The sequence below is a fragment of the Tateyamaria sp. genome, from assembly GCF_039945315.1.
In the GTDB taxonomy this organism is placed as follows: Bacteria; Pseudomonadota; Alphaproteobacteria; order Rhodobacterales; family Rhodobacteraceae; genus Tateyamaria.
In genome coordinates this window covers 1-14,330 of the sequence record NZ_JBDUXB010000031.1, presented here as the reverse complement: position 1 = coordinate 14,330, position 14,330 = coordinate 1, and the positions used below count along the sequence as shown (strand labels likewise).

Annotated in this window: 13 protein-coding genes; 9 read left to right on the top strand and 4 right to left on the bottom strand. The window is 56.2% G+C overall.

Translation table 11 applies throughout. From position 1 onward, the window contains the following. Window positions 1-30: 30 nt before the first annotated feature. Window positions 31-1,563 (bottom strand): 2-polyprenylphenol 6-hydroxylase, encoded by a 1,533-nt coding sequence (gene ubiB / locus ABJD00_RS09045; protein ID WP_413834150.1) that lies wholly within the window; start codon window positions 1,561-1,563, stop codon window positions 31-33. Window position 1,564: 1 nt separating this feature from the next. Continuing rightward, window positions 1,565-2,317: a bifunctional demethylmenaquinone methyltransferase/2-methoxy-6-polyprenyl-1,4-benzoquinol methylase UbiE gene (ubiE, locus tag ABJD00_RS09040; RefSeq protein WP_413834147.1), complete on the bottom strand. Its 753-nt coding sequence runs from the start codon at window positions 2,315-2,317 to the stop codon at window positions 1,565-1,567. 147 nt (window positions 2,318-2,464) lie between these two features. Here ubiE and ABJD00_RS09035 point away from each other — a divergent pair, with 147 nt between their 5' ends. From ABJD00_RS09035 to dnaA, 5 genes are all read left to right on the top strand, one after another. Next, window positions 2,465-3,037, top strand: a complete 573-nt coding sequence (locus tag ABJD00_RS09035) for a hypothetical protein (RefSeq protein WP_413834144.1) — start codon at window positions 2,465-2,467, stop codon at window positions 3,035-3,037. A 58-nt stretch (window positions 3,038-3,095) separates the two neighbouring features. Further along, window positions 3,096-3,947 carry a bifunctional DNA-formamidopyrimidine glycosylase/DNA-(apurinic or apyrimidinic site) lyase gene (mutM, locus tag ABJD00_RS09030; protein ID WP_413834141.1) on the top strand — a complete coding sequence of 284 codons (852 nt, stop codon included), beginning with the start codon at window positions 3,096-3,098 and terminating at the stop codon, window positions 3,945-3,947. A 63-nt stretch (window positions 3,948-4,010) separates the two neighbouring features. Further along, entirely contained in the window at window positions 4,011-4,787 is a 777-nt protein-coding gene (locus ABJD00_RS09025; RefSeq protein WP_413834138.1) for an enoyl-CoA hydratase, read from the top strand. Between the two features lie 134 nt (window positions 4,788-4,921). Then, on the top strand, window positions 4,922-5,185 hold the full coding sequence (gene rpsT / locus ABJD00_RS09020; RefSeq protein WP_413834135.1) for a 30S ribosomal protein S20: 264 nt from the start codon (window positions 4,922-4,924) through the stop codon (window positions 5,183-5,185). Between the two features lie 504 nt (window positions 5,186-5,689). After that, window positions 5,690-7,051: a chromosomal replication initiator protein DnaA gene (gene dnaA, locus ABJD00_RS09015; RefSeq protein WP_413834132.1), complete on the top strand. Its 1,362-nt coding sequence runs from the start codon at window positions 5,690-5,692 to the stop codon at window positions 7,049-7,051. Window positions 7,052-7,115: 64 nt separating this feature from the next. Here the strand turns inward: dnaA and ABJD00_RS09010 are convergent, their stop codons facing one another. Next, window positions 7,116-7,808 carry a 1-acyl-sn-glycerol-3-phosphate acyltransferase gene (locus ABJD00_RS09010; RefSeq protein ID WP_413834129.1) on the bottom strand — a complete coding sequence of 231 codons (693 nt, stop codon included), beginning with the start codon at window positions 7,806-7,808 and terminating at the stop codon, window positions 7,116-7,118. A 323-nt stretch (window positions 7,809-8,131) separates the two neighbouring features. Here ABJD00_RS09010 and dnaN point away from each other — a divergent pair, with 323 nt between their 5' ends. The 4 genes from dnaN to gyrB all read left to right on the top strand — a co-directional run bounded on the left by dnaN (window position 8,132) and on the right by gyrB (window position 13,528). Beyond that, on the top strand, window positions 8,132-9,250 hold the full coding sequence (gene dnaN, locus ABJD00_RS09005) for a DNA polymerase III subunit beta (RefSeq protein ID WP_108836895.1): 1,119 nt from the start codon (window positions 8,132-8,134) through the stop codon (window positions 9,248-9,250). A 68-nt stretch (window positions 9,251-9,318) separates the two neighbouring features. After that, window positions 9,319-10,416, top strand: coding sequence for a DNA replication/repair protein RecF (recF, locus tag ABJD00_RS09000; protein WP_413834125.1), 1,098 nt, complete (start codon window positions 9,319-9,321; stop codon window positions 10,414-10,416). Continuing rightward, window positions 10,413-11,033: a LysE family translocator gene (locus ABJD00_RS08995; RefSeq protein WP_413834122.1), complete on the top strand. Its 621-nt coding sequence runs from the start codon at window positions 10,413-10,415 to the stop codon at window positions 11,031-11,033. The genes recF and ABJD00_RS08995 overlap by 4 nt, the downstream gene beginning before the upstream one ends. 80 nt (window positions 11,034-11,113) lie before the next feature. After that, window positions 11,114-13,528, top strand: coding sequence for a DNA topoisomerase (ATP-hydrolyzing) subunit B (gyrB, locus tag ABJD00_RS08990; protein ID WP_413834119.1), 2,415 nt, complete (start codon window positions 11,114-11,116; stop codon window positions 13,526-13,528). Window positions 13,529-13,742: 214 nt separating this feature from the next. On the opposite strand, the gene ABJD00_RS08985 is transcribed toward gyrB, so the two are convergent. Next, on the bottom strand, window positions 13,743-14,069 hold the full coding sequence (locus ABJD00_RS08985; protein ID WP_348184321.1) for a hypothetical protein: 327 nt from the start codon (window positions 14,067-14,069) through the stop codon (window positions 13,743-13,745). Window positions 14,070-14,330: the final 261 nt, after the last annotated feature.

The following is a 14,330-nucleotide window of genomic DNA, read 5'->3' as shown; positions in this document are numbered from 1 at the left end:
GACCCCACAGCTTTTCTGGCAATATGAAGTCTAGGCCAGCGCTTCGATCAAAAGCGCCACACCACCGCCAGCCAACAGGCCAACCAAACCTGCAAGCGCAATCCATCGCCAGAAACCACGCCGTTTTTCCGGTTGGGGGTTGGATTGTGCGATCAGCGCAGCCTCGACCAATCCAGGCAAGCGTGGGCCAAAGCGGGTCAGGACGCGCGCAGTTTTATATAGATCGGTGACAATCGCCTTGGGCCCAATCGATTTCTGGATGTAGTCGGTCACGATCGGAGATGCGACCTGCCAGATGTTGATATTGGCGTTGAGCGAACGCGCAACGCCTTCAACCACAACCATGGTGCGTTGCAGAAGGATCAGTTCAGTTCGTGTCTCCATACCGAACCGTTCGGTGACTTCGAACAAGTAGCTCAGTAGCCGACCCATCGAGATTTTGGAGGCATCCATGCCAAAGATCGGCTCGCCAACAGCACGAAGTGCGCGGGCGAATTCGTCGACATCCTTGTCAGCAGGCACGTACCCAGCCTCGAAGTGCACCTCGGCGACGCGTTTGTAGTCTTTGCGGATGAACCCAAACAGGATCTCGGCATAGACCCGGCGCGTGTATTCGTCGATGTGCCCCATGATCCCGAAATCATAGGCGATGATGTCACCGTTCGGCGCAACCTTGAGGTTGCCTTGATGCATATCTGCGTGGAAATACCCGTCGCGCAGCGCGTGCAGCAAGAACAGCTTCAGCACTCGTTCAGACAGATCGACACGGTCGTGGCCGGCGGCATCAAGAGCCGCATTGTCACCCATGTTCACGCCGTCCGCCCATTCCAGCGTCATGACGCGGCGCGCTGAATACTCCCACCGCATTTTGGGCAGAGTGAAACCGGCGTCATCCTTGGTGTTGGCTGCGAATTCACCGGCGGCAGAGGACTCAAGACGCAAGTCCAGCTCGCCCTGAACCACACCGTCAAAATGCTCGATCACCTCCATCGGACGCAGTCTGCGCGCTCCGGGGGCAAACAGGTCTACGATGCGGGCTGCGAGATAGAATGCATCGACATCCCGGGTAAACGCCTTTTCGATACCGGGGCGGAGCACTTTGACCGCCACACTGTCTCCACCATCGGCCAATCGGGCTTGGTGCACCTGCGCGATGGACGCGGCGGCGACGGGCTCGCTGAATTCGGAAAAGATAGTGTCTATTGGCTGACCCAATTCCCTTTCCACCTCGGCCTTGGCCTGCGTGACGGGAAATGGCGGCAGCTTGTCCTGCAACACACGCAATTGAACGGCCAGTTCGTCGCCAACCACGTCGGGCCGAGTCGACAGCACCTGACCAAATTTGATGTAGGCAGGTCCAAGGGCGGTGAGTGCGCGGGTCGCGGGCGGCATGCTTGGATCACCCTGATAGCCCAGCCATTGAAACGGTTTGCCCAGCGCCTTTGCGACGAACCGCAAGGCAGGTGGGGCATCAAACGCATCCAGCACGACATTCATCGCGCCAGTGCGTTCGAGGGTCGCACCAGTGCGGATCAACCTTATTATGTTGTGGGGACCACGCACCTTAGATTTTCCACCCCGAATGCAGGCAGGCCACACCCATGGTCAGGTTACGGTACTTGGCCTGTTCGAACCCCGCGTTGCGAACCATGGACAGAAAGGTTTCCTGATCGGGAAATTTGCGGATGGATTCCACAAGATACTGATAGCTTTCCCGGTCATTTGCGATCATCTGCCCCATACGTGGGATGACATTGAAGCTGTAGAGATCGTAAAGCTTTTGCATGCCCTCATTGGGCAACTGGCTGAACTCAAGCACCATCAAACGCCCGCCGGGTTTGAGAACTCGGTATGCTTCGTTTAATGCCTCTTGAGGACGAGTAACGTTCCGGATGCCAAAGCTGATTGTGTAGACATCAAAACTGTTGTCTTCGAACGGTAGTGCCATCGCATCACCCACAACCCAGTCGAGGCTGTCGGCCATCTGGTCCGCTTCGGCGCGCTTGCGTCCTTCCACCAGCATCGGTTCGGTCAGGTCCAGAACTGTTGCATGGCCATGGCCCGCGCGTTTGAGGAACTTGAACGAGATATCCCCGGTCCCGCCAGCCACATCGAGCAGCTTTTGCCCAGCGCGTGGGGCCAGCCAATCCATCATCGCCTCTTTCCAGATGCGGTGAATACCGACGCTCATCACATCGTTCATGATGTCGTATTTAGATGCAACGGAGTTGAACACACCCTGCACCCGGCCCGCTTTTTCACCCTCTGGGACTTCGGAGAAACCAAAATGGGTTTTCTTTTCAGAGGCTTCAGTCATGCGAATGATCCGGGTCCGTCTCAGTTGTGTCGCATTTGTGCTTAAAGACTCGGGGGACAAGAGACAAACAGACAAATCAGCGCAAAGGTCGCAGGCATGAATCTCGTTACGTTGTTGGTAGTCGCCACATCTTTGGGAGTGTTCCTGTTGAGCAGGCGCCTGGCAAGAAAACTGACCGGACCACACGACATTCGCGAAGACCGAACGATGCTGATGCGGCTTTTGAACGCGCTCGTTGGTTTCTGGTCGCCCATTGGCAATCCCGAAGAGGCGATTGGCAATGTCTTTTCAGTTGGGCGCAAAACACCTCAGCAGGTGGACGACACTCTGGTGTTTCGTGCGACTGTTGGGTGGCGATACGGATATCTGGCGCTGATTCCGTTAGTCATCGGCTTCATAGTCTATCTGGAAACGGGAACGAATCTGGCCGGACAGACCCCGGCGATTTACTACCTGATCATGGTGGGGTTTTTGATCTGGGCCGGCGCGTATATGTGGATTTTCCGGCTTGAGATCGATGTTGACGACATGTCCTGCACATCCGCGCTGCTCACCCAACGACAGTTTGACCTTTGGGATCTAACGGCTGCCAAAACAACCCGAGACGGGTACACATTGTACTTCACAAACAACCGCAAGATTTCAGTACCTCGATTCATCGAAGGACATGACGCGTTCAAAGCGCTGATCATCGCACGACTGGATACCAACGGGCAGTGATTGCACCCCCAGTTCGGGCGCACTATCTGTGGGCGCCTGACAATGGATTAAATCTAGCATGCCTGAACTGCCCGAAGTCGAAACGGTCCGTCGTGGCCTCGCACCCGCCATGACCGGAGCTGTCATCTCCCAAGCCGACGTGAACCGGCCCGATCTGCGCTGGCCGTTCCCCACTGGTATGGCGGAGCGGCTAACAGGGCAGACCGTTCTGGGCCTGCGGCGGCGCTCGAAATACATCCTTGCGGACCTCAGTGGGGGTGAAACGCTGCTGATTCATTTGGGCATGTCTGGGCGGATGCTGGTATCGGGCGATCCATTGGGGCAATTCGCACACGAACATCCACGGGCCGAAAAACACGACCATGTGGTCTTGCACATGGACAATGGCGCACGCATCACCTTCAACGACCCGCGCCGGTTCGGGGCGATGGACCTCATGGATACGGCGACTGCGGATCAACACAAGTTGCTGAGAATTCTTGGGCCAGAACCACTGGGTAACGCATTCAACGAGGCCCACCTGATCGACGCCTTCGATGGCAAGAACTCACCCATCAAATCCGCACTTCTCGATCAGAGAATCGTCGCAGGATTAGGCAATATCTATGTCTGTGAGGCTTTGTTCCGTGGCGGCATCTCTCCGACACGCAAAGCGGGTCGGATCGCGAAAACGCGCGTCGCCGCGCTGGTTCCGATCATCCGCGATGTGCTGAGCGAAGCGATAGAGGCAGGTGGTTCTTCCCTGCGTGATTTCCGCCAAGCCGATGGAGAACTTGGATATTTTCAGCACAGCTTCGACGTTTACGGGCGCGAAGGCGAGGCTTGCCGCACCCCGGACTGCAGCAATGCGATCCTGCGGATCGTGCAATCAGGCCGGTCCTCGTTCTACTGCAGGTCCTGCCAAACTTAGCTTGAAACACGAGCCACCCATGGTAATGCTCCCCTCTCAACGGCAACAACTGGATAGACCCTTATGGCCTACGAGACGATTATCGTCGAAGTCGAAGACCACATCGCGAAAGTCACCCTGAACAGGCCTGACGCGCTGAATGCCATCAACGATCAATTGATGACGGAACTCGCGGACGCGATGGCAGCGGCCCAGAACGACAGCAAGGTACGCTGCATCGTGCTGACGGGGTCGGAAAAAGCATTCGCCGCCGGAGCTGACATCGCGATGATGAAGGACAAGACTTACGTCGAAGTCTTTACTGAAGATCTGTTTGGCCCCGAAATTGACGCCATCAATCGCGTACGCAAACCGATCATCGCCGCCGTATCAGGTTACGCGCTGGGCGGTGGATGCGAACTTGCGATGATGTGCGATTTTATAATCGCATCTGAGACTGCCAAGTTTGGACAGCCCGAAGTGAATCTGGGCGTTATGGCTGGGATCGGTGGTACGCAACGACTGACCCAAGCCGTCGGCAAGGCCAAGGCGATGGATATGAATCTGACGGGCCGTTTCATGGATGCAGCCGAAGCTGAGCGATCCGGGCTGGTCAGCCGTGTGGTGCCACCCAAAAAGCTTTTGGAAGAGGCAATGGCCGCGGCCCACAAGATCGCGGAAAAGTCGATGATCTCGACCATGGCGATCAAAGAAGCGGTCAACAAATCCTTCGAGGTGCCGCTGCACGAAGGCCTGGTGTTCGAACGGCGGGTGTTCCACTCGCTCTTTTCCACAGAAGACCAGAAAGAAGGCATGGAAGCGTTCCTCGAAAAGCGCACGCCACAGTTTCGCGACAAATAGGTTTCTTCTGACTGAAAATATCACGGGGAAGCGACAGCCGGGGCATAGTCACCTCTACCCTCTTGACTGGTCGCCGAGTCGCGCCTAAAGACGCCTCTTCTGAAACTACCGCACCTATATAGGGACGAGATAATATGGCAAATTCGCCTCAGGCCAAAAAGCGGGCCCGTCAAAACGAAAAATGCTTTGCAGTAAACAAGGCGCGCCGGTCGCGCATCCGCACCTACTTGCGCAATGTCGAAGAGGCGATTGCCTCGGGTGACAAAGACGCAGCAGGCGCCGCACTCAAGGCGGCACAGCCCGAGTTGATGCGCGGTGTGACCAAGGGTGTTTACCACAAGAATACAGTGTCGCGGAAAATGTCCCGACTGTCGGCTCGGGTGAAAGCACTGGGCTAACACAACCAAAACATGCAAACACAAGGCGTCGCAATTTGCGGCGCCTTTTTCGTTTTTCCTATGAAAACAAGGCACGGACAGATTCTTTTTCGAGAAAGCTCGAGTCAAGTCTCAAGTTCAGTAGACGGGCCGCAAACGAAATTGATACCACCAAAGGTGCGATCGGGAATCGCCTTGGGGGAACAGGCTGGAAACGGGTGCACGCTGCGGTGCATCTGTGACTGGATCGGGGATATACTTTTGTGAGGATACCTCGTGTTTTGGTGCACACTGTGGTGCTGCTGCTGAACCTGTCGAAAATGGATTGGTGTGCAGGCAGCACGTGAAAGGCACTCGAAAAATCGGGGCCAGTTGCGGGCGAAGACTGTAAATTCCAACCGGACCGATGTGCTGTAACAATACAGCGCAACACAATCGGTTTGCCTCGAGTGACAACATGGGATGGGCATTCCCGGCGAGCCGATGATCGCCGGACAGAGGTGGCGGAAAGGTAATAGTGCACATATGACACAACAAGAATGGAGACAGCTGAGAAAACGGCTGCTGAAGACTGTAGGTCAAAATAATTATACAACGTGGATCGAACCGCTTGAATTTCGGGGACTGAGCGACGGGATCGTCACCTTTGATGTGCCGACAAATTTCATGGGGAACTATGTCAGCCAGAACTTTTCGGATCTGATTTTGCACGAATTGAAATCCGAATATGATACCGTGCGACGCCTGAGCTTCTCTGTGGCTGCCAACTCTCAATCCCGCCCAACTGCACTGGATACACCTATGCCTGCGCCGACAGCACCTGCCGCACGATCCTCCACATCAGGATTGGCGGCCGCGGCGCTGGACAAGCGATTTACCTTTGACAGTTTTGTCGTCGGCAAGCCCAACGAACTGGCCCATGCCGCCGCTCGCCGTGTAGCTGAAGGTGGGCCCGTCACCTTCAACCCGCTGTTTCTGTACGGAGGCGTAGGTCTGGGTAAAACTCACTTGATGCATGCCATCGCATGGGAACTGCGCGCCCGGAAACCCGGCATGAACGTCCTTTATCTGTCTGCCGAACAGTTCATGTATCGCTTCGTGCAGGCCCTGCGCGACCGCAAGATGATGGACTTCAAAGAAATGTTCCGCTCTGTCGATGTGCTGATGGTGGACGACGTACAGTTCATCGCCGGCAAAGACAGCACCCAAGAAGAGTTCTTTCACACCTTCAATGCGCTCGTGGACCAAAACAAACAGATCATCATTTCCGCAGATCGTGCCCCGGGCGAGATCAAAGACCTCGAAGAGCGTGTGAAGTCGCGCCTGCAATGCGGCCTGATCGTTGACCTGCACCCCACCGATTATGAACTGCGTCTGGGGATCCTTCAGTCCAAAGTGGAACAGCAACAGCTGGTCTATCCCGATCTGAAGGTCGAAGACGGCGTACTTGAATTCCTCGCTCTGCGCATCTCCAACAACGTTCGTGTGCTCGAAGGAGCTTTGACACGTCTATTTGCTTTTGCCAGCCTTGTTGGTCGCAAGATCGATCTCGACCTTACACAAGATTGCCTTGCGGATGTGCTGCGCGCCTCCGAGCGCAAAATCACTGTGGAAGAAATCCAGCGTAAGGTTTCCGAGCACTACAACATTCGTCTCAGCGACATGATCGGCCCCAAACGGCTGCGTAGCTATGCGCGACCACGGCAAGTGGCGATGTATTTGTGCAAACATCTGACATCGCGCAGCCTGCCCGAGATTGGCCGCCGTTTTGGCGGGCGCGATCACACAACGGTCATGCACGGGGTCAAACGGATTGATGAGCTGCGCCAGCAGGATGGCCAGATCGCAGAGGACCTGGAACTGCTGCGCCGCGCGCTTGAAGCGTAAGACGAAGCAATATCTCTGAAAAAATGCGGCGCCCTAGGGCGCCGTTTGTTTGTTTGACCTGAGCTTACAACTCGTAGGAAATCGGCTTGTTCAACAACTCTTCAAGCTGTGCATTGAATGCTTCCAAATCCTGCGCCGGATCAAGGTCGTTCAAAGGGCGCAGGTCCATGGCCACATGCCGCCGCCCCTTCTTGATCCCAACAAAGCTCCAAAAGCCATCATACTGAGCTTCCTGAAACCGCCCCAAACCGTCAAGCCGCAGCAACATGACAGGCGTGTCGGGTTCCAAGCGCAGAATTTCGTGCACGCCGCTCAGATAGGCGGGCACACGTTCATGTTCTTCTCGCCGGACCCTTCCCGCTGGAAACAGAAGGACCGAATTTCCTTTGGCCAAAACCTTGTGCACAATCTCGAGGATTGTCGCCTTGCGTTCTTTGCGCTTTTCATCAGGCCATGATTTGGGCGAGCTCATCGGAATGGCAGAGGCGACGTACATCGGCAGAAACTGACCCCAATTGTAGTATTCGTCGTAGTGCACGGTGGGCCGAATTCGCTTGGTGGAGTACAACAGCGCCGCAATCATCGGCCCGTCATGGCGACTGACATGGGTGGCAAGGATCAGCGTGCCAGGCTGGTCCTGTAACAGATGCTTACCGGAACAACTGACATTGTAAAAAAGCGCATAATAGCTGCGCACAAGGACGAACAAAAAGTGGCGCAGCCAGCGCCCCAGGGTCGCATCCAGAAAACGGATCATGCTGAGATTCCGCCGGAAACCGTGACATCCATAAAATTGCTCCTGTTTATCGAAACTCTAAAACAATACCTGATGATGTATGAACCCTGCATGGATCGCACAATAAGACAGACAATGGGAATTCCTGCAGGTTTTCCCCCTGCTAAGTGCGAAATAGTTTTCACTTTCTCTGCTGTTGCGCAAAATTGCCACGCTCTGAGGCGGCGTTGACTTGACGCCCCCTTCGATCCGGCGGACAAACCAACAAAATGCTTGTGATGCCGCGTGTTTGGGCTAGGGTGCTCGTCCCTGCACTGCGGTCGGGGATATCTGGGAGACGGACCATGAAAATCAGTGTCGAACGCGGCGTCCTGCTCAAGGCAGTTGCCCAAGCTCAATCCGTGGTCGAACGGCGCAATACCATCCCGATCCTCGCCAATGTGCTGATCGAGGCCGAAGGCTCTGATGTGACCTTTCGCGCGACGGACCTTGATATCGAGGTGGTCGACAAGGCGCCTGCCCAAGTCGAACGCGCCGGGGCAACAACTGTTTCGGCCACGACGCTCCATGAAATCGTACGGAAATTGCCCGATGGCGCGTTGGTGTCTTTGACAGCCGATAGTGCAGCAGGCCGTCTGACAGTCGAGGCCGGGCGCTCGAATTTCTCGCTGGCGACACTGCCAAAAGAAGACTTTCCCGTCATGGCCTCGTCCGAATACGCCTCGAACTTTTCGGTTCCCGCACCCAAGCTGCGCCGCCTGTTCGACAAGTCCAAGTTTGCAATTTCGACCGAAGAGACGCGGTACTATCTGAACGGCGTCTACATGCACATTGCAGATGGGGATGAGGGCCGCGCGCTGCGTTGTGTGGCAACCGACGGCCACCGTCTGGCACGTATCGACAGCGAATTACCCGAAGGCGCAGCTGACATGGCGGGCGTGATTGTACCTCGCAAGACAGTTGGTGAATTGCGCAAGCTGCTGGATGACGACGAAATGCAGATCGCTGTGTCTGTGTCTGAAACCAAAGTACGCTTTGCCACGCCTGACATCACACTGACGTCCAAGGTGATCGACGGAACATTTCCCGACTACACACGGGTAATCCCAGCTGGCAACACCCGCAAAATGGAAGTCGACGCGTCAGACTTCGCCAAGGCCGTCGACCGTGTGGCCACCGTCAGCTCCGAACGCTCTCGTGCAGTCAAGCTACAGCTGGACGAAGACCGTCTGATCCTGTCTGTCAACGCACCAGACTCCGGCGCCGCCGAAGAAGAACTGGCCGTCGCTTATGCCGACGAAAAGCTCGAGATCGGTTTTAACGCCAAGTACCTGCTTGAGATCGCATCGCAAGTCGATCGCGAAAACGCGGTGTTCCTGTTCAACTCGTCGGGTGATCCCACGCTGATGCGCGAAGGCAATGACCTGTCCGCAGTCTATGTCGTCATGCCGATGCGGGTATAACGATTTCTACAGAAATCGCGCCTCCGATGGTGGTATTTTTGGTCAGAAGAAGCGTGGGGGCGTAAAACATGTTGTCCCTATCCTCTTTGACATTGTCGCATTTCCGTTCGCACAAGATAGCGCGCCTTTCACTAGATGCGCGACCTGTTGCGATTTACGGACCCAACGGTGCGGGCAAGACAAACATTCTGGAAGCCGTGTCTTTGTTTTCCCCCGGACGCGGGCTACGCCGATCCTCTGCCGAGGATATGACACGCCGTCCTGAAGCGTTGGGGTGGAAACTGTCTTGCGTGCTGCACTCTCTGCATCAGGTGCATGAGGTCGAGACGTGGTCCGAGAATGGTAACGCACGTCAGGTCCGCATTGATGACAAGTCCGCCGCACAGACGGCGTTGGGACGCATTGCTCGTGTGCTGTGGCTGATCCCATCCATGGACCGGCTGTGGATCGAAGGGGCAGAGGGGCGTCGCCGGTTTCTCGATCGCATGACGCTCAGTTTCATTCCCGATCATGCGCAACTGTCGCTTGAGTATGAAAAGGCCATGCGTGAGCGGAACCGGTTGCTCAAGGACATGGTGCGCGATGCACATTGGTACGCAGCGCTTGAGACGCGCATGGCGGAAACCGGGACTGCCATACATGCCAACCGCCTGAACGCTTTGGCTGCCTTGGCCGAGGCTCAAGGGGATGCGCAGACCGCATTTCCAGCCGCCACATTGACCCTACAACCCGGTGAGTTGGGCCTCCCAGACACAGCCGAGGACTTTCGTGAAGCCCTTGCCGATGGGCGCGCCCGTGATCTGGCGGCAGGGCGGACCTTGATTGGACCGCACCGCGCAGACTTGTACGGCGTGTATGCGGCCAAGGACGTACCCGCCAAAGACTGTTCGACGGGCGAACAGAAGGCGCTGCTGGTTTCACTCATCCTTGCCAATGCGCGCGCACTGGCCCAAGATTTCGGAGCGCCGCCGCTCTTGTTGCTGGACGAGGTTGCCGCACATTTGGATGCGGACCGGCGTGCGGCCCTTTATGATGAGATTTGTGCACTCGGTGCACAGGCCTGGATGACAGGAACCGAAACGCAATTGTTCGAACACCTGGGCGAGCGTGCACAATACTTTGAAGTGACAGAAGAGGACGGTGCCAGCACCGTATCGGGGCCATGACGCTGGATGCATGGGACGTCGCACTTTATGCAGGCGCGCTGGCGATCCTGTTCCTGACCCCCGGCTCTATCTGGGTCGGTTTGATCGCGCGCAGCCTGTCGGGCGGGTTTCATGCCGCGTGGCCGCTGGCCCTTGGCGTGGTTGTCGGCGACGTGATGTGGTCGCTGCTGGCGATCTTTGGCATCACTTGGGTTCTGTCCATCTACGGTGGGTTTCTGGAAGCGCTGAAATGGGTCGCAGCGATCATGTTCGTGGTGATGGGTGCGCTGGTGATCCGCACCGCGGACAAACAAATCGGCACGGACAACCGTCTGACCCGACCTGGCATGTGGGCAGGGTTTTTGGCCGGACTGGTGATAATCCTCAGCAATCCGAAAGCCATTCTGTTCTATGCCGGTATGCTGCCCGGCTTCTTTGATCTGACGCGTCTGACAGCTCTCGATATCGTCGTGATCGCCGCGCTTTCAATGGTTGTCCCTCTGATTGGAAACCTCGCTCTGGCCTTGTTCGTCGACCGTGCACGCCGCCTCATGCAGCGCCCCGAGGCGCTGCGACGCATGAACATAACAGCGGGTGTTTTGCTGATCTGCGTTGGCCTCGTCATCCCTCTGACCTGAAACGCAAAATCTTGTGTCAGTGGCGTGACATTCCCCCCAAAAAACGGTACATTTAGGGGAACAGAACAAGAGGCCCAGTAATGGCAGAGAACGGGCAAGTCCCAGAAGAATACGGCGCAGATTCCATCAAGGTTCTCAAGGGCTTGGAAGCCGTGCGTAAACGTCCGGGGATGTACATTGGCGACACGGACGATGGCAGCGGTCTGCATCACATGGTGTACGAGGTCGTCGACAACGGCATTGACGAGGCTTTGGCCGGTCATGCGGACGCCGTCACAGTCACAATTCACGCGGATTCCAGCGTATCGGTCAGCGACAACGGCCGTGGGATTCCAGTCGGAATTCACGAAGAAGAAGGCGTGTCTGCCGCCGAAGTCATCATGACCCAACTGCACGCAGGCGGTAAGTTTGACAGCAACTCCTACAAAGTGTCGGGCGGTCTGCACGGTGTGGGTGTGTCGGTTGTAAACGCCCTGTCGGATTGGCTCGAACTCCGCATCTGGCGCGATGGCAAGGAACATGTGGCACGGTTTGAAGGTGGATTTACCGCCAAGCATCTTGAGGTCGTCGGCGACACCGACCGGACTGGCACCGAGGTGCGGTTCATGGCGTCCACCGACACGTTCTCCAATCTCGAATACTCGTTCGAAACGCTGGAAAAGCGGCTGCGGGAACTGGCGTTCCTCAACTCGGGTGTGCGCATCATTCTGACGGACGAGCGGCCAGTGGAAACGCTGCGCTCAGAGCTGTACTACGAGGGAGGCGTCAAAGAGTTCGTCAAATACCTCGACCGCTCCAAAGCATCCGTGATGCCCGAACCGATCTTTATCACCGGAGAGAAAGACGACATCGGTGTCGAAGTCGCCATGTGGTGGAACGACAGCTATCACGAGAACGTCCTGCCCTTTACCAACAACATCCCGCAGCGCGACGGCGGCACCCACATGGCGGGCTTTCGTGGTGCGCTGACACGCACGATCAACAACTATGCCCAGACCAGCGGCATCGCCAAAAAGGAAAAAGTCAGCTTTACCGGCGACGACGCGCGCGAGGGGCTGACTTGTGTGCTGTCCGTCAAGGTCCCGGATCCCAAGTTCAGCAGCCAGACCAAGGACAAACTGGTCAGCTCCGAAGTCCGTCCTGCAGTCGAAGGATTGGTGAACGAAAAGCTATCCGAATGGTTCGAGGAAAACCCGAACGAGGCCCGGATCATTGTTGGGAAGATTGTCGAAGCAGCCCTCGCCCGCGAGGCGGCGCGCAAGGCCCGCGATCTGACCCGGCGCAAGAACCCGATGGACATGAACTTCCTGTCCTCGAAACTCAAAGACTGTTCCGACAAGAACCCCGCCAATACCGAAATCTTTCTGGTGGAGGGGGACAGCGCTGGCGGCTCTGCCCAGACAGGGCGCGACCGCAAGACGCAAGCCATCCTGCCGCTCAAAGGTAAAATCCTGAACGTAGAACGGGCACGCTTTGACCGTATGCTCGGCTCTCAGGAAATCGGCAACATGGTCATGGCGCTGGGCACCGGGATCGGGCGGGACGAGTTCAACATCGAAAAGCTGCGCTACCACAAGATCGTCATCATGACGGACGCGGACGTAGACGGCGCGCACATCCGCACGCTGTTGCTGACGTTCTTCTATCGCCAGATGCCCGAGTTGATAGAAGGCGGGTACCTCTACATCGCGCAACCGCCGCTCTACAAAGTCGCGCGGGGCAAGTCCGAGGTGTACCTCAAAGACGAGGCCGAAATGCAGGACTACCTGATCCAGCAGGGCATCGACGGAGCTATGCTGCGTCAGGGCAATGGCGAAGAGATCGCGGGGCAAGACCTTGTCCGTGTCGTCGATGAGGCGCGCCAATTGCGCCGTGTGTTAAATGCCTTCCCAACGCATTATCCGCGCCACATCCTTGAACAGGCGGCTATTGCGGGGGCCTTTGTGCCCGGCGCTGTTGACGGTGATCTGCAAGGCGTTGCCGACAAGGTGGCCGAACGGCTTAATCTCATCGCGCTCGAATGGGAACGCGGCTGGGCCGGGCGGATCACGCAAGACCAAGGTGTGCGGTTGGCCCGTATCCTACGCGGTGTCGAAGAGGTACGCACGCTTGACGGCCGCATGATGCGCTCGGGTGAGGCGCGCAAGACCGGCACATTCACGCAATCCTTGCAGGACGTTTACGGAACCCCAGCCACGTTGCACCGCAAGGACAAAAGCGTCGAGATCATGGGGCCAATGGACTTACTCGATGCCATCCTCTCCGAAGGGGAAAAGGGCCTGTCCCTGCAACGCTACAAAGGTTTGGGCGAAATGAATCCTGACCAGCTTTGGGAAACCACGCTGGACCCGGATGCGCGCACGCTGCTGCAAGTGCGAGTCGAAGACATGGCCGAAGCAGACGACCTATTCACGAAACTGATGGGCGACGTTGTGGAACCGCGCCGTGAATTCATCCAACAGAATGCGCTGAGCGTCGAAAACCTGGATTTCTGATCATGTGTAGGGACGCGCATATTGCTGCACGTACCCCATAAGTTTGCACAATTTGCGCAAAAGTCTGCACCCTTTCAACTCAAGGGTGCTTTAAGTTATTATAGTATCTCCCACAGGTAGATCTCTTGGGTTCTATACTTCAGGCAAGAACAGAGATGCCGTTCTATGTTGCCGATGAATTTTACGTTTCTCTGAGCTCGATAGGCCAGCGACTCTAGCTCGCAGGCCTGTGGTCTCCTGACTTCAGAACTTGCTCCATCATGCGCATGAGAGCCTCGTGCAGACCCGACTTGAAGTCGTCATCTGAAGCATACTTTTTATAAAGGTCGATTTCTCGCCGACGCTCGTTACGCATAGCTTTTTCAAACAGTGCTTCACTGGCAATCCGACGGTTTTGTTGATCTTGATTAGATACAACTTTTTCTTGGAATTCAGGGTCACTCATCGCGTGATTCAAGATGTTGATTAGCTTGATTTTCTGCTCTTCCGGCGTCGCATCCCAACCATTGAAATAACGGTCGTTGAACGCAGCGACGATCATATCCAGAAGGTCTTTTTCCGGATCAACGTGACACCTCTGGGGTTTGGGTTTGGTGGTTCAATTTCACTATCTGAGTCGTCTAGGCCGATTGTGTGACCTATCTTCACACGCTCTAGGCCATAGGTTGTCTGACGTCAGCGCTTATGGGTCCAAATAGGGTTATTTGCTAAGAGAGTGTTTGTTGCTCATCGTAGCCACCGAGGAGTGGACGATGAGAAAGACAACGAAGAGCCCAGGCGAGAAGATCGTCAAAGATATCAA